This window comes from Pseudoalteromonas sp. S8-8 (assembly GCF_000497875.1).
Taxonomy (GTDB): domain Bacteria; phylum Pseudomonadota; class Gammaproteobacteria; order Enterobacterales; family Alteromonadaceae; genus Pseudoalteromonas; species Pseudoalteromonas arctica.
In genome coordinates, this window is record NZ_AUTR01000022.1 from 31,196 (window position 1) to 50,332 (window position 19,137).

Sequence of the window (19,137 nt, forward strand, 5' to 3'; positions counted from 1 at the left end):
TCAACCCCTGTTAAAATCTTATTGTTGGCCTACAGAGCTAACAATCTTGATCTGTCTTTCGTCTGGTACCTCTTGATAAGACATCACTCTCAATCCTGGAATGGTGTACTTAACAAAACGAGATAACACAGTGCGTAACATTCCTGACGTTAGCAATATAGAAGGTTCACCGGCCATTTCTTGATTTTGATGCGCTTGTGTCAATGACACTTGAAGTCGCTCTGCAAGTCCAGGCTCAATACCGGCACCTTCATCGCCTGCATTTTGTAATGACTGATGCAACATCTGTTCCAACTCAGGTGCCAAGGTTATGACAGGGATTTCTGATGACATACCAACCGCATCTTGAACAATTAACCTACGCAGAGAAATACGCACTGCAGCCGTTAATACATCAGGGTCTTGGCTACGCGGGCCATACTCAACAAGGGTTTGAACAATTGAGCGCATATCGCGAATAGCTACACCTTCATTCAATAAATTTTGCAGTACTTTTACAATTGCAGTTAATGGCAACACATCTGGTACTAGCCCTTCTACTAAGCGAGGGTGGCTTTTAGCGAGCATATCAAGCAGGTTTTGGACTTCTTCATGCCCTAGTAGCAACGCCGCGCTGTTAGTTAATAACTGGCTAATATGAGTGGCAACTACCGTGGCTGAATCTACAACGGTATAACCTAGTGATTGCGCTTCATCTTTTTGATCTGGCTTGATCCATACTGCATCAAGGCCAAACGCAGGATCTTTAGTTTCAACCCCTTTAATTGGGCCAAATACTTGCCCTGGGTTAATCGCTAGCTCGTCACCATGTTTAAGTTCGCTTTCACCGGTTGAAACACCCATTAGCGTTATTCTGTAAGCATTAGGGTCAAGCTCTAAATTATCGCGAATATGAACAGGTGGTACTAAAAAACCAAGTTCTTGAGAAAGCTTTTTACGTACACCTTTAATACGATTAAGTAGCTCACCACCTTGAGATTGATCTACCAACGGAATTAATCTATAGCCTACTTCTAAGCCAATTACGTCAACCTGTTGAACATCATCCCAACCAAGTTCTTTTTGCTCTTGTTTATTGGCAATACCTGTTGCAGCGCTTCCGCCACTGGCGGCTTCTTCGGCCTCTGCTGCAGCGGCTTTTAACTTAGTTTGCTGTGTGTAGTAAGCTAAATAACCCAGTAACGCACCTAAACTTAAAAAAGCAAAATGCGGCATACCAGGCACTAACCCCATGATGATCAAAATACCTGAAGCAATAAAGAGTGATTTTTCGTTACCTAGTTGTTTCTTAAATTGGTCACCCATATTGAGCGACTCATTTTGACGTGTTACAACAATCGCGGTACCAATTGAAAGCAGTAAAGAAGGGAGTTGAGCAACTAAGCCATCGCCAATGGTAAGTAATGTATATACTTCCATTGCGTTGCCAAAACTCAAATTATGCTGAATCATACCTACAAATAAACCACCAACAATATTTATGATTAATATAACAATACCTGCAATGGCATCGCCTTTTACAAATTTACTCGCACCATCCATTGAGCCGTAAAAATCGGCTTCGCGAGTTACTTCCTCGCGGCGGTCACGCGCTTGCTCTGCGCTGATAAAGCCTGCGTTTAAATCGGCGTCAATTGCCATTTGTTTACCCGGCATTGCATCAAGGGTGAAACGTGCAGATACCTCAGATATACGCCCAGCACCTTTAGTAATTACCACAAAGTTAATAATGATCAGGATTAAAAATACGACCAAACCAACAGCGTAGTTACCACCAATAACAACTGAGCCAAACGCTTCAATTACCTTGCCGGCAGAATCACCACCATTATGACCTTCAAGTAATACAACTCGAGTGCTGGCAACATTAAGCGCTAAGCGCATAATCGTAGCGATTAGTAATACAGAGGGGAATATACCAAACTCAACCGGCTTCATCGTGTAAACAGTCACGAGTAAAACCACTAATGCGAGGGCAATATTAAACGAGAAAAGGATATCGAGTAAAAATGGCGGTAACGGTAAAATCACCATTCCCAAGGCAGCAAGCACAAGCAAAGGAGTACCTACCCCTTTGGCATAGTCTTTTTTGTCTCTGTTAAGTTGTTGTAATACCGCTTTAAAACTCATAATTCTACAATTTCAAAAAATTGACACTACGTAGAATTTGCAATAACTATTCCAAGTTACTAAGTTAACTGTTTAATACTTGTAGGCATCGGGGATTGGGAGCTTGTTATTGAGCTTAGTTGGACGTTTACCACGCCCTTTATTAAAGCGCTTAAGCTGAAATACATACGCTAAAACTTGCGCTACAGCAGTAAATAGCTGATCGGGTATTTGCTCTCCTACTTCAGCCGTATGGTAAAGCGCTCGGGTCAACATGGGGGATTCTAAAATAGGTACTTCGTTCCCTATTGCTACTTTTCTAATTTGCATCGCCATTTCATCAATACCCTTAGCAAGCACTATTGGCGCACCTGCGCGCTCTGTATCGTATTTTAATGCTACAGAGTAGTGAGTTGGGTTGGTAACAATAACATCAGCGTCAGGGACATCTTGCATCATACGGTTTTGCGACATTTGCCTTTGTGTTTGCCTAATACGCGCTTTTATTTGTGGGTCACCTTCAGAGTTTTTATACTCATCTTTAATCTCTTGCATGGTCATTTTAAGTTGTTTGTTATGGTTATAACTTTGAAATGGCGCATCAATAGCGGCAATAATAATTAAAGTGCACGAAAGGCCTAAAAACATCCACCCTAAAATCTCTAAGGCATGGATAATATTACCTGGTGCACTTTCTAAACTTAAATGTAGTATTTCATCAAAATAAGTATTAATTAAAAATATAGCAAAACTTGCAACCAAACCAAATTTTAAAAGTGACTTTACAAGCTCAATAGCCGCTTGCGGGCCAAACATACGTTTAAAGCCTTTCATTGGCGACATTTTACTTGCTTTAGGTGCAGCGGCTTCCCAGCTAAAATTAAAACCACCTAGTAACGTATTACCAATAAATGCAGCCAAAACTATAATTAATACAAACATAGCCATAGGAAACATTAAAGCGTCTGCAACCTCTCCCCATACGGCAAACATTTTAGTGGTATCAAAGGCTTCGTTGCGGTTTAAGCTAAGGGTTCGGCCCATTACATTGTATAAACCTTTGCCAATTTCTGGCCCATACATCAAAAGCGATATAGCCGAAAAAATAAGTACAAACATAGTACCTAGCTCTTTTGAGCGCGCTATTTGGCCTTTCTTTTTAGATTCTTCAAGCTTTTTGGATGTGGGTTCTTCTGTTTTTTCTTGTCCTGAGTCTTCAGACATGACTTTCTCCTAAGGTGAGCAACCAACTAAAGTACACATTAGCTCAACCATTTTTAACCATTGAAACTCAAACTGAGAAACAAAGTTACCTAGTGTCGCCCAAATAATAATAAGTCCCGCTACCAAGGTAAACGGAAAACCAATAGAGAAAATATTTAATTGCGGTGCTGCACGCGTCATAATACCAAACGACATATTAATAACGAGCATAGCGGTAAGCGGTGCAAGTGAGAGTACAAGTGCTGTAGTAAACATCCAGCCGCCCCAGGTCACTATGTCCCAGTAATGATCTACAGACCACCATGTGCCATCAATGGGTAGCACTTGAAAACTATGCACTACCATTTGAATCATCATTAAATGCCCGTTAAAAGCAAAAAATAACAAGGTGGCCAAAATAAGGAAAAACTGGCCAACCGCTGGGACGCTTGCGCCATTAGAAGGATCAATAACCGAAGCAAAACCTAAACCGGTTTGCATCGCGAGTATTTGCCCTGCTAACACAAAAGTATTTAATAAAAGTATAGATGCAAAACCAATAGCAACACCAATCAGCATTTGTTGAATAACGACTAAAATCATCTCAAACGAAAATAAATTAGTGAATGTAGCTGGGGGCAAAACAGGAACTACAACAAAAGTTACAACAACCGATAAACCCATTTTTATACGTGTAGGAACATTTTTAGCCCCCAAACCAGCCATAATCATAATCATTGAGCTAATGCGTACCAGCGGCAACAAAAAATCGCTCAACCATTGAATAACGACAGCAAAGGGGTATTCCACGCTTAACCTGCAATTTCAGGAATAAGTAATACTAGGCGAGTAAAAAAGTCCATTAGCTCTTGAGTAAGCCAATGCCCACCCACAATAAGCGCACTAATGGTAATTAATAAACGAGGTAAAAAGCTCAATGTTTGTTCATTGATAGACGTTGCAGCCTGAAACACGGCAACAACTAAACCAATAATTAAGCCTGGGACTACAATTGCAGACACCAGCTTAATAACTAAAAAAAGAGCGTCACTTAGGATATCAACAAAAATTTCCGGTTCCATGTTGTACTCCTATTGTTGGGTCATGTTAATGCTTTGCATACTAAGTCCCTAAACCAAAGCTTTTGGCTAAGGTACCCATCACTAAGCTCCAGCCGTCTACAAGTACAAATAACATAATTTTAAACGGTAAGGACACAATCATGGGTGAAAGCATCATCATACCCATCGCCATTAATACCGAGGCGACCACTAAATCAACAATTAAAAATGGGATAAAAAACATAAACCCTATAATAAATGCGGTTTGCAATTCGCTGGTTACAAAGGCGGGTATAAGCACTATTAACGGTGTATCTTGTGGCGAATCTAGCTGATCGTAACCGGCAATTTTAGCAAACGTTTCTAAATCTTTTAAACGCACTTGTGAAAGCATAAATGCTTTCATTGGCTCTTTAGCCAGCTCTAAAGCTTGTACTGAAGTAACCTGCTCATTTAAGTAAGGTTCTATAGCTCGCTCGTTTACCTGCTGATAAATAGGCGACATTATAAAAATACTTAGAAAAAGCGACATCCCTAATAACACTTGGTTTGACGGTGTTTGCTGCAAACCAATTGCTTGGCGCAAAATGGCGAGTACAACAATTATTCGTGTAAAGGAGGTCATCATAATTATGGCAGCCGGTATAAAACTCAGCGCCGTCATAATTGCTAAAACTTGTAACGTTACTGAGTAATCCTGTGTGCCATCAGCGTTTGTTGTAATAGTAAGCGCATCAATTCCTTCTGCGCTTACACTTGGTACAAACACCATGGCAAAAATAATAAGCAGCCACTTTGTCATAGGTTTAATTCTTTTTATTTTGGTTTGATTGCGGGTTTAAAAGTTTACCAAATCGTTTAGCGAGTTCAGGTAGTTCTTTTTCACTTAATGGGGTTTCTAACTTGTGTAAGTAATTAATACTGTGGGGAGTTACACCAAGTAAATGCTGAGCATTATCTATCTCAACAACCATTAAACGCTCGCGAGAACCCAAAGGTAGACTTCTGACTACTTTAAATTCATCGCTGTTTGCTAAATTTGGATTAAGCTTTTTAACAAAAAATGCCAGCACAATAATTAGTACTAGCACCATAGCAAGCGACAGCACCATAGAGAGTATATCTCCAGTGGGTGTTGCCACATCTGCTTTTGAAAAAACGGAACTCGTTAAAGCAACTAATAAGCTCATCGTAGTTTTTTGATCCGCTCTACTTGGCTTATCACGTCAGTTAAGCGAATACCAAACTTGTCGTTTACTACAACTACTTCACCATGGGCTATCAAAGTACCATTAACTAGCACGTCTAGCGGCTCGCCCGCAACACGGTCAAGCTCAACAACAGAGCCTTGGTTAAGTTGCAATAAGTTACGAATATTAATTTTAGAGCGTCCTACTTCCATTGAAATAGTAACGGGGATATCTAAAATAGTGTCGAGTTTTCGTTTTTCATCGCCACTCATTTCGTGTTTTGAATCACTTAACTCATCAAGCTCTGCAACATGTGCTTCGCTACTATCATCTGGAGCTTCGGCTTCTGCTAATGCTGCTGCCCATTCATCCATTGTGTCTTGATCATCGCTCATACTTTTAACCTTTTAATCAATTACCAGTCTAAGTCTACACCGTCAGAGAGGTGTAAATCATCTTCTAGTTCTGCTAATTCTGCATCTGAGTCAATTTTCTTGCCGCCTTTGGTAAATACATGCAGCTCAGATTTAACTGAATCAGGTCGTTTAATTTTTTCACTAATTTGAAGTGCAACATTATCGCGAGAGCGACCCATTTTAGCTCTAAATGTAGGGAGTTCTTCAACAAACACGGTTATATGCTCAGGCATTTCAACCGGAATAATATCACCGGCTTTGAGTTCCATAATCTGCCTTAAGGTTAAATCAACTTCAAGTAACTGAGTCGACATATCAACCTCTACATCCATTATTTCGTCTCGAAGTGCTTTGCTCCAACGTAAATCGGTATCTTCAGTATCAGACTGAACACCCGCATCTAACAGCTCTCGAATTGGCTCAAGCATAGAGTAAGGTAAAGCAATATGAAAATCGCCACCGCCACCATCAAGCTCAATATGGAAAGAACTAATAACCACAACCTCAGTTGGGCTTACAATATTAGCCATAGCTGGGTTTACTTCAGAATCGAGGTATTCAAACGATACATCCATAACCGGTGCCCATGCTTCTTTATAATCTTCAAAGATGATCTTAAGGAGCATTTGCACAATACGACGCTCTGTAGGCGTAAATTCTCGGCCTTCGATTTTTGCATGATAACGCCCGTCACCACCAAAAAAGTTATCTACCAAAATAAACACAAGTCGTGCTTCCATGGTAATCAGGCCAGTGCCTTTTAAAGGTCTAAAACGCACCATATTTAAACTGGTTGGAACAAATAAAGTATGAATATACTCGCCAAACTTAATCATTTGCACGCCGTTAATAGACACCTCTGCGGTGCGGCGCATCATGTTAAATAGGCTAATTCGCATATGACGAGCAAAGCGTTCATTAACAATTTCCAGCGTCGGCATACGACCACGTACGATCCGATCTTGCGAAGAAAAATCGTACTGAAGCGTACCTCCTCCGCCATCTTCACCGTCGTGTATATCTTCCTCTTCAACGTCATCAACGCCATGTAATAGCGCATCAATTTCGTCTTGGGATAATAAATCGCTCACGCTAACCCCTTATTGCATCACAAAGCCGGTAAACAATACCCGCTCAATTACTTTGCTGCCTTCAACATCCATTAAAGCTTCCTGTACCTTTTCAAGTGCAGAAAAACGAAGTGTTTCTTTACCAGAGCTCGTACTTAACTCATCGGCTGTTGTAGTAGAAAACACACTTAATAACGTACCTTCTATTAATGGAATGTGTTTTTTAGCTGTTTCTTCATTTACTTCGCCACGTACCAGTAACTGTACTTTAATTTGCACAATTCTGTCGCGACTTGAACCGGGCACGTTAAATACAAATGGGCGTGGCATTGACACATATAAAGCACTGCCTATTTCAGCTGAATCACCAACTGCAGCAGAAGGTGCATCTGCTGACATCGCAGTCTCTTCATCTAAGGTTTCAACTGGCGCATCCGAACCCGACATAAAAAAGTAACCTGCAGCACCGCCTACAATAAGTAGTACAGCTACTATGATTATTATTAGTTTCTTTTTACTTTTACCGGTTTCTTCAATTTCTAAACTTGTTTCTTCAGCCATCATGATTCCTTTAATCGCAAAGGTACTTGCTTGTTTTAGTTATTATAATAGCAGCACTTAGGCATAGTAATCTATTGATGATGAAGTTTGTTGTCGAGAACTTTGTGCAGTGTTATTTGCTTGCTCGTCGTTTTCATCATTAACTGACTTATTATTAGCCAAATTACCTTGAGGTCCACTCTCACTCTGCTCGGCAGTTTCACCACCTGATTGCCCATAAGAAATAGTACTTTCACCAAGCTCTAATCCTTGTTGCGCTAACATTTCACGTAAGCGCGGCATTGATTGTTCAAGTGCTTCTTTGGCTTGCTGGTTTTGTACTACAAAGTTTATATGTGCTTGTTCTGCATCGCTACGAATACGTATTTGCATACTGCCCATTTCGGGAGGATCTAGGCGAATTTCTGCTTCTTTGTTATTAATGCTCAGCATTGAGCTAACGCGCTCTTGCAGTAATTTAGCTGCATCACTTTTAACAATATTAATTGCCTGCATTACACCAGGATCAATACTTACTTGCTTAACTTGCGATGTACTTTGTAATTGTTGAGTTTGTATTATTTGGGTATCAAGTAAGCTCTGCTCGTAACTTAATGAGTCGTATTGGCTTAATGTGCTCGTTTGCTGAGTATTTAAAGCAGCTGTAATTTGCGTAAATACTTGTGCTACGCGTGCAGGAGTTTGTTCTGCAGTTATTTTTTTAAGGCCATCTTTTTGTAATTCTTCAAGTGATTTTAATAAATCATCACCCTTAGTTGAGGTTGTTACAGCTTTATTTAAATCAGCCCCTTCGTTTGTCGATGTCTTTAAGCTTAACTTTTGTGGATTATATACTGTATTAGGAGTCTCTGACGCTACAAACGTTTTAGAGTCTGTCTTAGCGGTATCGGCAAGTCCTATTTCAATTGAAGCTTTTAATTCATTAACTGTTTGCTTAAGCACTGCCAATTGCTCGCCTTTAGGCTGCTCTGTTTTAATATAAGCGTTTAATTGCGTTAATAAGCTTTGTTTTTCAGTTGTATTAAGTGAATTGATTTCTGCGCTAAAAGATTGTTTTGTGCTCGTGCTCTGCGTTTTTTCATTATCAGTAATAAATTGCGCAAGCATTTGCTTAAGATTTGAAGTGCTACTAGTTGCGTTACTTGTTGAATCAGTATTTTCTAATACCTTAACTTGCGCGTTAAGTTGTGAGCGCTGCTCAGGCGTTAAACTAGCAATAACATTATTAGCTTTAATTAAGCTCGCATCTTTAGTCATTAACGTATCTATTGCTGTATTATTATCAGCTTCAGTTGCGACTAAAGAAGACTGAGTAACGCCCGCTTTGTCGGTGAGTGTTGGCAAAACTATATTATTTTTATCAGCAGACTTATTTTGTCCCAGTTGCTCTTTAGAACTCATTGATGCAAATTCAGATTTTTCTAATATAGGACCAATGCTGTCATCGGGCTTTTTATTTATAGAATTTAATGGCCCTTCAATAGCTTCAGCAACACCACTTTTACGATGCTTGCCTTCATTTAATGGTAACGAATTCAAAGGTGGGGTGCTCAAGTTATCGCTTTTTGAATCAGTTAATTTAGCCGTTTTAGAGTCTACATTAGTGGCAATTGGATTTTGCACTACACTCGCTGTATTCGCTTCTTTAGCCGATACTTCATCACTTGCATTAATTGATGCAATTATTGGTGTACTTTGTAATTCTGTATTCTCTACTAGTGTAGCTTCTAGCTCTGCATTTTCTGATTCTAAACTGTTAGTTGCATCGAACGGCTTATTGACCGACGTGCTCATTGCTTGTGCTGAATTAATTTGATCAAGCATCTCAACAGACACAAAAGTAACTTCGTCCGTTGTTACTTCATCTAGCTTTACGCTCAGATTTTCATTTTCTTCTGGCTGTTTATGCTTAGGTATGGCAATCGAGTTTTCGGCATCGGGATTTTTATTGCCTTTAAGCAAAGGCTCCATAGAGTTATGCGCTTCGTTTAGCTGACTTAAAAATTCATCGCCTAAATTTCCTTCGCCATTAGCTAAGCTATTGTCTTTAAAAGCTAACAGTGAATCTTTTTCAGAAGAAACTAAAAACGAAATGTTATTCATCGCCATAAATCACCTAATACCATTACGGCAATATGCCACCGCATACCGCCAAAAGTTGAATTCCACTAAGTAACAAAGCAATTAACGTGCCTGAATTACAAAGCTTTACGACGTTGAAAAAACTGATTAGCTGAGAATTCATCTAACATTTTTTGCTCATTTTTAGCCATTAACGCATTTGCTTTAAGTTTTTGATTTTCGATTAGTTTGGCAACTGCTTTAGCTTTAATTTGCTGCTTAAGCCATAGAGTTTTACGTTGAGTAACAACTTGCTTAGCGGTATTTACGGTACTTGCTTGTTGGCGAATTGCCTCTTCAATTTTAGCTATAAAAGCATGGTACTGACCAAACCCTGCACTAGATAAACCCGACTTACCTTTTAGGTGTAACTGCTGAGAGTATTCAAGTCTGAAATTGTTTAAACCTTGTAGCTTTTGTTGATTCGATTGCAAGTTTTGATTAGCTTGTAAGTAACTCATGCGCAAATTTTCTTCTTTATCATTTTCAATTTTGAGCAATAAATCGAGTTTGTTTTTAGCCATTATGCTTGTCCTAGTAACTGAGCAAGACCTTGCAGACCATCATCGTAACTAATGACATCTCGCATACCTTGTTGTAAGAATGCATTCACTCTTGGCATCATATTTATAGCTTGGTCGAGCATTTGATCGGTCCCTTTTTGATAAGCGCCTAAAGTAATCATGTCTTTGTTTTGTTGATACATTGAATACACTTGTTTAAGCACTCGGGCTTGTTGCATATGCGGCTCAGAAACAACTTGAGGCATAACACGCGAAATCGACTTTTCAATATCTATAGCGGGATAGTGCCCACTGTCAGCTAAATCACGCGATAGTACAATGTGGCCATCTAATATAGCTCGCGCTGCATCAGCAATAGGGTCTTGCATATCATCGCCTTCACTCAACACCGTAAAAAAGCCAGTAATTGAACCTTGCCCTTCACCGCCATTACCAGCACGCTCCACCAGCGCAGGTAATTTAGCAAACACCGAAGGCGGATAACCCTTTGTAGCGGGCGGCTCGCCAACAGCAAGTGCAATTTCACGTTGTGCCATTGCATAACGCGTTACCGAATCGAGTAACAATAATACGTTTAAACCCTGATCTCTAAAATACTCTGCAATAGTTACGGCGCTCTCACAGCCTTTTAAACGCATAAGTGGTGATGAATCAGCAGGCGCTGCGACAACAACTGAACGTTTGCGCCCTTCTACACCGAGTATTTCTTCAATAAATTCTTTTACTTCGCGGCCACGCTCCCCCACCAAACCAACAACAATTACATCGGCTTCGCTACCTCGGGTCATCATACCCAGTAGTACTGATTTACCCACACCAGAGCCTGCAAACAAGCCCATACGCTGGCCTTGCCCTACTGTGATAACCGAGTTAATGGCGCGCACACCTACATCCATAGGCTTAGTGATTGGTCTTCTTGAAAGCGGGTTTATAGTATTTTGCGCAAACTTTAAATGATGCTCAGCATTAATTTTACCCAAGCCATCTAGCGGTCGCCCTAAACCATCCACCACGCGGCCTAATAAACTCATCCCTACAGGCAAACCTAAATTATTAACTTGAGGAATAACACGCGCACCAGGTAATACACCAGAGATGTGGTCGTTAGGCATTAAGTACAAAGTTTGATCGTTAAAACCGACTATTTCGGCGTCTACAAAGCCGTTCATAGTTTCTATTTTACATTGGCTACCAACGGGTGCACGTAAACCTCTAGCCTCAAGGGTAAGGCCAACAACACGCGTTAAAATACCTGCCACAGCAGGCGCTGGAGTTTTAATATGTTGTTGATATTGAGATAAGCGTTCGCTTAAAGGTGCACGTTGAGTTGACATAACACGCCAATAAAATAGTTAGATACCACTATTATGCAAAAAACTATCCAACGTTTCTTTGACACGTGTTTTAAGGGTCATGTCGAGTGACGATTGCGCTGTTTTAACTTCACAGCCACCGCGTTCAAGAGTGGGTTCTGCCATTAATTGCCAGTTATTATCAATAATGGTTTGTTCGCCGTAGCTCTCTTTTATGAGTTCTAAGTCTTCGGGGTTTAAATGGATTCGTACTTTTTCTTGCTCCGCATTAAGTGAATCAATACTTTGCTTTAACGTATGTAAAATCACATCTGGCGATGTTTTTACTTCTTGATAAATAACAGCTTCAGCTAACATGCTAGCAAGTTGTACTAATTGCTTCTCGGCTTGTTCGTCCACTTTATCTAGCGGTGCAGTTAGCCCCTCTAAAATGGCTTTTAAACTTGTTAACTGCTCTTCAATTAATGGTTTTACATCTTCAAGGCCTTGTGTTTTACCTTGCTCTAAGCCTTCTTTGTAGCCTGCTTCTTTACCTTCGCCAACGCCTTTTTCAAAGCCGTCTATGTAGCCTTGCTCATGACCTTGTTTAAGGCCTTCTTCGTACGCGTCTTGTCTAATGCGTTCAAGCTCAACCATGGTAAGCGCAGGGAGTTCTGGTTCTTGTGGCTCATCAATAGGCATTTCTTCGGCTAATTCTTTTTTGTACAACTCACTAAGCGGTGTGCCGTAAGCCGTAGAGCGATTGCCAAAGCTGCTCTCATCTGGTGCTACATCTGGAATAGCCCAGTTTTTTAATAATTCATCTGCTTCATCAGCCCGAAGTGTGCGTCCTTTGAGTTTGCTCATAGTTTACAGGAACTCCTCGCCACCGCCGCCGCCCAGCTGAATTTCACCTGAGTCAGATAAACGACGCGCTGTTGATAAAATCTCTTTTTGCGCCGCTTCTACTTCGCTTATACGTACCGGTGCCATAGCTTCTAAATCATCAGCAAGCATTTCGGCTGCACGCTTAGACATATTGCCCAGTATTTTATCTTTAAGGGCATCGTCGGTGCCTTTAATTGCTTTCATTAATACGTCTTGTTGTACTTCTCGTAGGATTGCTTGAATACCACGGTCTTCAACATCCATTAAGTTTTCAAACACAAACATTAAGTCTTGAATTTGCTGCGACATCTCTTCGTCATGTTCACGAATAGAGTCCATTAACTGCCCTTCTACATTGGTATCTAGGTAATTCATAATATCTGCAGCTGCTTTTAAGCCACCCATTTTAGCGGCTTGTGCACCTGCTTGGCCGGCAAATTGTTTTTCCATGATTTCGTTTAGCTCTTGCAGTGCTGCCGGCTGAACTTCTTCAAGGTTTGCAATACGCATGGTTAAATCTAAGCGCACTTTTTCAGGGAACTGAGCAATAATCTCAGCTGACTGCTCTGGCTCTAAATACGATAATACAATGGTTTGAATTTGTGGATGCTCATTACGAATAATATTCGCTACCTGCTTAGAGTCCATCCATTTTAATGAATCTAAGCCTTTAGCGCCTGAGCCCATAACAATTTGGTCAATAAGGCTAGCGGCTTTGTCTTCACCAAGGGCTGCTGTAAGCGCTTTTTTAATAAAGTCTTCTGACTGAAAACCAATGGTACTAAAGCTTTGAATTTGTTCTATAAACAAGTTATGTACAGCGCTAATCTTAGCTTGTGATAAGTCCTGTAACCCAGCCATCGCCATACCCACTTTTTGCACCTGTTTAGGTTCTAAGTGTTTAAGGATTTGCGCGGCATCTTCTTCTGATAAACTCAAAAGTAATATAGCGGCTTTATCTACCCCATCTAGCTTATCAACATCAAAGGCTGGCGGGAGTTGTTTTTGTTCTTGATCAGTCATCTTCTGTTAACCACGCTTTGACTACTTGTGATGATAGTTCTGGTTCGTTAGCTACAAGGGCACGAATTGCTTTAAGTAAATCTTCGTCGCCATGTAAATCCGGTAACTGCAGTGTACCATCACTTGAGAAACCAACCGAAGCAGAATCAAAGTCTTTATTTAGCATATCAAGCGTGTTGTCGCCAATATCTACGCCTGAACTTAATGCATCTTCGTCGTATTCTTCTAGTGTATCGTCTGGGTAAATTAAGCGTTTAAGCATTGGTTTTACTACTGCCATTATCAATACAATGATAACTAAGGCGCCTAATACAAGGCGGGCTATTTTCATAAACCAGTCTTGTTCCCACAGTGGCACTTCTATTGCTAAATTTGTTTCTTCACGTACAAACGGCACTGTTACGACTTCAAGTGCATCACCACGTTGCATATCAAAACCTACACCACCTTGTAGTAAGCGACGAATATTTGACAATGCCTCTACCGAGCGTGGAGTCATGGTTGTTTCACCGTTTTCTCCCACTTTAGCAATGTAGTCAACAGCAACTGATACGCTTATCCTACGTATTACACCACTTTGCTGGCGCTTATGAGAAATTGTAGTGTCGAGTTCATAATTACGTGTGGCTTCTTTGTGGCTGCGTGTTGGTGACGTAGCTGTGCCTGCACCACCTTGCCCCGCAACCTCAGGAATGTTCGAATTTAACGGTGGCTGATTTGTAAGCGCACCTGGAATACCAACAGCTAGGCCGCCAATGTTATTTTCTTCAAATGTGGTTTCGCTTCTAACCGCTGGTAGGTCTGGGTTATAACGCTTTTGAGTTTCCTCAATCGAGCTAAAGTCCATACTCAAATCAACTTGAGCTGTATAGTTTGCAAGCCCAACAACCGGTATTAAAATACTGTCTATTTTTTCAAGATACTCTTGTTCGCGCTTACGTTCTAAATCGTATTCTTTACGAGAGCGTGCTGCTAATGAGCTTTGCGAACCTGAATTTAATAATCGACCATTTTGATCGGTAACAGTAACTCGCATAGGCTCTAAACCCTGTACTGCTGAAGCAATCATATCAACAACAGAATCTACTTCTTCACGGTCAAGTGAGCGGCCACGCTTAAGCGTTAATACAACAGTTGCTGATGGTTTTTTCTCTCTGCGGGCAAATACGTTTTCTTTAGGAATGGCTAACAATACTTTAGCGCGAGTAATGTTGTTAAGTTCTTCAATGGTGCGTGCTAACTGCTGTTCTCGACCATGTTTTAGGCGTTCGCGCTCTAAGCGTTGGCTTACACCAAAGCCCATATCTTGCATAATTATGTCAGAGCCCGACGCTGGCCCTTGCTCTAACCCTTCGCGGGTCATTAGTAGCTTAATGTTTTGGTATTCGCTTTCATCAACCGATACAACGTTGCCATCTAGTTGATATTCAATTTGTTGCGCATCTAAAAAGTCGAGCGTTTGAATAAGCTCTTCAGTTTGCATTTTGCCTAACGGGCGCATATCTGGCTGACGAGCCCAAATAATAATAAAAATCGCGATAGCTAAACAAATAGCCAATGCTATAACCAATGTTACTTGGCGCAATACATCAACACCATTTAAAGCACTTAAGTAGCCTGACTTTTGTTCTTGTTGATCATCACCACCACTTTGGTCAATACCGCCACCAGCAAGTGCTAGGTCTGTAGATTGGTTAGATTGCGCCACAATAATTCTCCACTACCTAATTAAACAGGCATGTTCATGATTTCTTTATAAGCTTCAACAAGTTTATTACGAACCTGTACTGTAGCCTCAAAAGCAACTGACGATTTTTGAGAAGCAATCATCGCTTCAGCAAGCGATACACTTCGATCACCCATCTCAACTGCTGTTACTTTTTGCGCGGCATCTTGTTGTAATCCGTGCACTGAATTTAGTGCATCACTTAGCATGTCGCCAAACTGGGAAGTAGAAGTAGGTTGAACTTGAGTCGGCAATTTATTTATTTGATTATTACGGCCGGCTTCTAAAGCCATTGATTGCATTTCTTGAAATACAGCACTGTTTTGAATTTTCATAATTTATCTCTGACACGCAGTGAACTCTTACAAGTAATAAAGCACAAAGCATGCCAAATAATTAATCATTAAAATACAATAGGTTAACTTTAGTTTGTGTTAGTCAGAGTTTTGACGACCCTAAGCTTGCACTGCAAACTTAGGGTTTATAGGAGGTTATGCAGGAAGTGAAATACCTAAATCGCGCATTTGCGCTAGTTTATAACGTAGAGTGCGCGGGCTTATGCCCAATGTTTCGGCAACGTCTTTACGCTTACCTTGGCAACGTGCAAGGGTTTCTAAAATAATGCGATGCTCTTTGTCTTTAAGCTCATCTTTATAGCTACCGGTATCTGCCGCAAGTAAACCTTGTTTAGGCTCATCCTCGGCATGCAATTTTTCATCATAATATGCGGAGCTTAGCGTGCTTTTATCAACGCCTTTATCTGCGTGAGCTAATTCTGTTGGCGATACTGTTTGCGCTGGTGCCAATGAAGGCTCCATAACAAAATTATTAGATACTAAGTTTTCGATAAAAATAGCATGCTCGTTTATTGTATCGCCACTTCGCAGTATAAGTGCACGCTGTATAACGTTATCAAGCTCGCGCACATTACCAGGCCACGCGTGAGCCAGTAACTTTTGCTCGGCAGCTTTATCTAAATACGCCATAGGCTCTTTGCTTTTACTTATATGGCGCTCAATTAAATGCTTAGCCAATACAATAATATCGCCAGGGCGTTGGCACAATGGTCGCCACATAAGTGGAAAAACATTAAGCCTGTAATATAAATCTTCTCTAAACTGATTTTCAGACACGGCTTCTTTTAAATCACGATTACTGGTTGCCAAAATACGTACATCGAGCTGAATTGTTTTACGACCCCCTAAACGCTCAACTTCACGCTCTTGCAGTACGCGTAACAGCTTAGCTTGTAGCCCTAAGTCCATCTCAGTAATTTCATCAAGTAAAATAGTGCCGCCCTGTGCTTGCTCAAACTTACCCGGACATGCTTGAATCGCGCCTGTAAAAGCCCCTTTTTCGTAACCAAATAAAGTGGCTTCGAGCATGTTTTCAGGAATAGCCGCGCAGTTAATCGCTACAAAAGGCTCATTACAACGACTCGACTTATCATGAATATAACGAGCGAGTACTTCCTTACCTGAACCACTTGGGCCAAGTACCATTACACTTGCATCAGAGCGTGCTACTTTACTCGCAAGCTCCAATAATTGAATACTAGTTGGGTCGGCAACAATAGGTCCGTCGGTTTCTTTTGCTTTTTCAGGCAAATAACGGCTCACCATATTTAACAGCACTTCAGGTGCAAATGGTTTAGCCATGTAGTCAATTGCACCTAGGCGCATGGCTTCTACCGCATCGTCAATTGTGGCGTACGCCGTCATCATCAATACAGGTAAATCAGGGTGGTTTAATTTAATACTGCGTAGTAAATCAAGTCCACTCATTGCGCCCATTTGCACGTCGCTTACAACAAGCGAAAATTGATCTTTTTTAAGCAGTAACATTGCTTGCTCAGCACTGTTGGCTGCAACACATTCAATACCCGACATTTCAAGGGTATCTATTAAGGCTTCACGAAGCCCTGCGTCATCTTCGACAACTAAAATAGTGTTACTCATAATGAACCCTCTAGTTTAGATGTTGCCTTAATAGGCAGTAACAAGCTAAAGCAGGCACCACCCTGCGTATTATTGGTCACATCAACACGGCCTTGGTGCGCACTAGCCACCGAACTCACTACAGCAAGCCCTAAACCTGTGCCCTGACTTTTTGTAGTAAAAAATGGTTCAAAAATTTTATCGCTTTGGCTTAAATCAACACCTGGGCCATTGTCGCTCACACTAATACGAACCATATCTAAATCTTTTAAATCTCTTTGTGCGCTAATTTTTACTTTTGCACCGCCGCCAATAACTTGAATACTATTGTGCACAAGATTTTGAATAGCACTGGCCAATGCCGTTTTATTACCGACTATTTGTATATCTGGCTCTGGTAAGCTTACATCCAGTTCACTTTCATTAAGTGCAACCATCGCATCAGCACCTGCTTTAACTTCTGTTAACAGCTGCTGCATTGAAACTTGCTCAACAACTTGCTGATCGCCACTTTTAGCAAATAACAGCATGTCGTTTACTTGAGTTTCTAAATCTTTTAAACGCGACATTAACTTTGTTTGAAAGTTATCGCGAGATGCTTCGGGTAAGCGCTTAGACCCTAAATTAGCAGCGTACAGCATAGCGGCTGAGAGCGGCGTACGTACTTGATGCGCCAGTGACGCAACCATTTTACCCAGCGCGCTTAATCGCTGCATATGTGCAACACGTTTTTGTAAACGGCGAGTTTCGGTTAAATCCGTCATTAAAATAAGTTGCCCAGGCTCTGGTGCTAAAGCGGTAATATCAAGCTTTATTAGGCGCCCGTCTTTTAAAGACACTTCGTGACCATCATCTTGATGTGGCCTAAAAGAGCGCTGAATAACATTAAACCAGCGTTCGCCTTCAAGTGGCTCGCCAAGCATATCAATCGCTATTTGATTCGCTTTTGCAATCAACCCTTTGCCATCAAGTACAACCACACCTGCTGGCATGGTATCAACCAAATGTGAAAGCCAACTTGCTTGCTTGCGCAGATCGCTTAATTCACCAATGTACTCCTCTTGAAGTAAACATGGGTTATACTGATTTGCAGAAAAAAACTGTGGTTTTAGCACGCTAGCAAGGGCCATAATCAAATCTCGAATTGATGTAGATACATGTCTAAATGCACGATTTATACCAAAATTTATTTACATACTTATCATTAAGTTACATCAATAATTTGAGCGACATAAAAATGACGCACACAAAAAGGAATAATAATGAGTGAGCAAATAAAGTGCCGTTGCCCGTGGCTCGACACCACTAAACCCGACTACGTTATTTACCATGATGAAGAATGGGGCGTCCCTCTTTATGATGATACAAAGCTGTTTGAATTTATCACTCTTGAATCAGCGCAAGCCGGCTTAAGCTGGTACACAATTTTAAAAAAGCGTAGCGGTTACAAAAAAGCATTTGCTAATTTTGATGTAGATAAAGTGGCACAATTCACACTCAATGACGTTGAGAGATTAATGCTTAATGAGGGTATTGTGCGCAATCGCTTAAAAATTGCGGCAACTGTTAACAACGCAAAGTGCTTTATAGAAATACAAAAAGAATTTGGTAGCTTTAGTAACTACCAATGGCAGTTTGTGGATAATAAGCCGATTATAAGTAATTTGAATAACGTTGAGGATTATCCTGCAATTACAGAGGCATCAACCGCATTTGCTAAAGATTTAAAAAAACGCGGCTTTAAGTTTTTAGGGCCTACAACAGTTTATGCTCACATGCAGGCCTGCGGCATGGTTAACGATCACAGTAATGAGTGTTTTAGAAAAGAAGAAATTATTAAGGCTTTAAGCGGTAAGTGATTAAAAACCATAAAAGTGATTTGTTCACAAAGAGGTTAAGAGACGCTGCGCTTTAGAGAAGTAAAGCGTAAGTTGACTATGGTTTCTCATTTACCTTCGTTTTTCACGCGAGCAAGCTCAGCGTAACAACAAAAGTAAAAGCCGTGTAGGTGCGAAT

At 40.8% G+C, this 19,137-nt stretch carries 19 protein-coding genes; 1 reads left to right on the plus strand and 18 read right to left on the minus strand.

Annotation, left to right across the window (positions count from 1 at the left end; translation table 11 throughout):
- Window positions 1-18 precede the first annotated feature (18 nt).
- The 18 genes from flhA to L659_RS0106245 all read right to left on the minus strand — a co-directional run bounded on the left by flhA (window position 19) and on the right by L659_RS0106245 (window position 18,251).
- A complete protein-coding gene (flhA, locus tag L659_RS0106160; protein ID WP_010553901.1) occupies window positions 19-2,130 on the minus strand; it encodes a flagellar biosynthesis protein FlhA in 2,112 nt (703 codons plus the stop codon).
- A gap of 72 nt (window positions 2,131-2,202) precedes the next feature.
- Window positions 2,203-3,333: a flagellar biosynthesis protein FlhB gene (gene flhB / locus L659_RS0106165; RefSeq protein WP_007585806.1), complete on the minus strand. Its 1,131-nt coding sequence runs from the start codon at window positions 3,331-3,333 to the stop codon at window positions 2,203-2,205.
- Window positions 3,334-3,342: 9 nt separating this feature from the next.
- Window positions 3,343-4,122 carry a flagellar biosynthetic protein FliR gene (gene fliR / locus L659_RS0106170; RefSeq protein WP_024589943.1) on the minus strand — a complete coding sequence of 260 codons (780 nt, stop codon included), beginning with the start codon at window positions 4,120-4,122 and terminating at the stop codon, window positions 3,343-3,345.
- A 2-nt stretch (window positions 4,123-4,124) separates the two neighbouring features.
- The gene (fliQ, locus tag L659_RS0106175; RefSeq protein WP_002959325.1) at window positions 4,125-4,394 is read right to left on the minus strand and encodes a flagellar biosynthesis protein FliQ; all 270 of its coding nucleotides are present in this window, start codon (window positions 4,392-4,394) and stop codon (window positions 4,125-4,127) included.
- Window positions 4,395-4,434: 40 nt separating this feature from the next.
- Entirely contained in the window at window positions 4,435-5,175 is a 741-nt protein-coding gene (fliP, locus tag L659_RS0106180; protein ID WP_007585804.1) for a flagellar type III secretion system pore protein FliP, read from the minus strand.
- 4 nt (window positions 5,176-5,179) lie between these two features.
- Complete coding sequence (fliO, locus tag L659_RS0106185; protein ID WP_024589944.1) at window positions 5,180-5,563, minus strand: flagellar biosynthetic protein FliO; 384 nt, start codon at window positions 5,561-5,563, stop codon at window positions 5,180-5,182.
- Window positions 5,560-5,958 carry a flagellar motor switch protein FliN gene (gene fliN / locus L659_RS0106190; protein WP_007585803.1) on the minus strand — a complete coding sequence of 133 codons (399 nt, stop codon included), beginning with the start codon at window positions 5,956-5,958 and terminating at the stop codon, window positions 5,560-5,562. The genes fliO and fliN overlap by 4 nt, the downstream gene beginning before the upstream one ends.
- 20 nt (window positions 5,959-5,978) lie before the next feature.
- Window positions 5,979-7,070 (minus strand): flagellar motor switch protein FliM, encoded by a 1,092-nt coding sequence (gene fliM, locus L659_RS0106195; protein ID WP_024589945.1) that lies wholly within the window; start codon window positions 7,068-7,070, stop codon window positions 5,979-5,981.
- A 9-nt stretch (window positions 7,071-7,079) separates the two neighbouring features.
- Complete coding sequence (fliL, locus tag L659_RS0106200) at window positions 7,080-7,610, minus strand: flagellar basal body-associated protein FliL (protein WP_024589946.1); 531 nt, start codon at window positions 7,608-7,610, stop codon at window positions 7,080-7,082.
- A 57-nt stretch (window positions 7,611-7,667) separates the two neighbouring features.
- On the minus strand, window positions 7,668-9,719 hold the full coding sequence (locus L659_RS0106205; protein WP_029769837.1) for a flagellar hook-length control protein FliK: 2,052 nt from the start codon (window positions 9,717-9,719) through the stop codon (window positions 7,668-7,670).
- Between the two features lie 89 nt (window positions 9,720-9,808).
- On the minus strand, window positions 9,809-10,255 hold the full coding sequence (gene fliJ, locus L659_RS0106210; protein ID WP_024589948.1) for a flagellar export protein FliJ: 447 nt from the start codon (window positions 10,253-10,255) through the stop codon (window positions 9,809-9,811).
- Complete coding sequence (fliI, locus tag L659_RS0106215; RefSeq protein WP_024589949.1) at window positions 10,255-11,589, minus strand: flagellar protein export ATPase FliI; 1,335 nt, start codon at window positions 11,587-11,589, stop codon at window positions 10,255-10,257. Before fliI ends, fliJ begins: the two co-directional genes overlap by 1 nt.
- Window positions 11,590-11,607: 18 nt before the next feature.
- Window positions 11,608-12,414 carry a flagellar assembly protein FliH gene (gene fliH, locus L659_RS0106220; protein ID WP_024589950.1) on the minus strand — a complete coding sequence of 269 codons (807 nt, stop codon included), beginning with the start codon at window positions 12,412-12,414 and terminating at the stop codon, window positions 11,608-11,610.
- A 3-nt stretch (window positions 12,415-12,417) separates the two neighbouring features.
- Window positions 12,418-13,458, minus strand: a complete 1,041-nt coding sequence (fliG, locus tag L659_RS0106225) for a flagellar motor switch protein FliG (RefSeq protein ID WP_007581881.1) — start codon at window positions 13,456-13,458, stop codon at window positions 12,418-12,420.
- The gene (gene fliF / locus L659_RS0106230) at window positions 13,451-15,166 is read right to left on the minus strand and encodes a flagellar basal-body MS-ring/collar protein FliF (RefSeq protein WP_007581880.1); all 1,716 of its coding nucleotides are present in this window, start codon (window positions 15,164-15,166) and stop codon (window positions 13,451-13,453) included. The genes fliG and fliF overlap by 8 nt, the downstream gene beginning before the upstream one ends.
- A gap of 20 nt (window positions 15,167-15,186) precedes the next feature.
- A complete protein-coding gene (gene fliE / locus L659_RS0106235; RefSeq protein ID WP_007581879.1) occupies window positions 15,187-15,519 on the minus strand; it encodes a flagellar hook-basal body complex protein FliE in 333 nt (110 codons plus the stop codon).
- A 156-nt stretch (window positions 15,520-15,675) separates the two neighbouring features.
- Window positions 15,676-17,142: a sigma-54-dependent transcriptional regulator gene (locus tag L659_RS0106240; RefSeq protein WP_024589951.1), complete on the minus strand. Its 1,467-nt coding sequence runs from the start codon at window positions 17,140-17,142 to the stop codon at window positions 15,676-15,678.
- A complete protein-coding gene (locus L659_RS0106245) occupies window positions 17,139-18,251 on the minus strand; it encodes a sensor histidine kinase (protein WP_007581877.1) in 1,113 nt (370 codons plus the stop codon). Before L659_RS0106245 ends, L659_RS0106240 begins: the two co-directional genes overlap by 4 nt.
- Before the next feature lie 132 nt (window positions 18,252-18,383).
- On the opposite strand from L659_RS0106245, the gene L659_RS0106250 reads away from it, so the two are divergent.
- Window positions 18,384-18,980 carry a DNA-3-methyladenine glycosylase I gene (locus tag L659_RS0106250; protein ID WP_024589952.1) on the plus strand — a complete coding sequence of 199 codons (597 nt, stop codon included), beginning with the start codon at window positions 18,384-18,386 and terminating at the stop codon, window positions 18,978-18,980.
- Window positions 18,981-19,137: the final 157 nt, after the last annotated feature.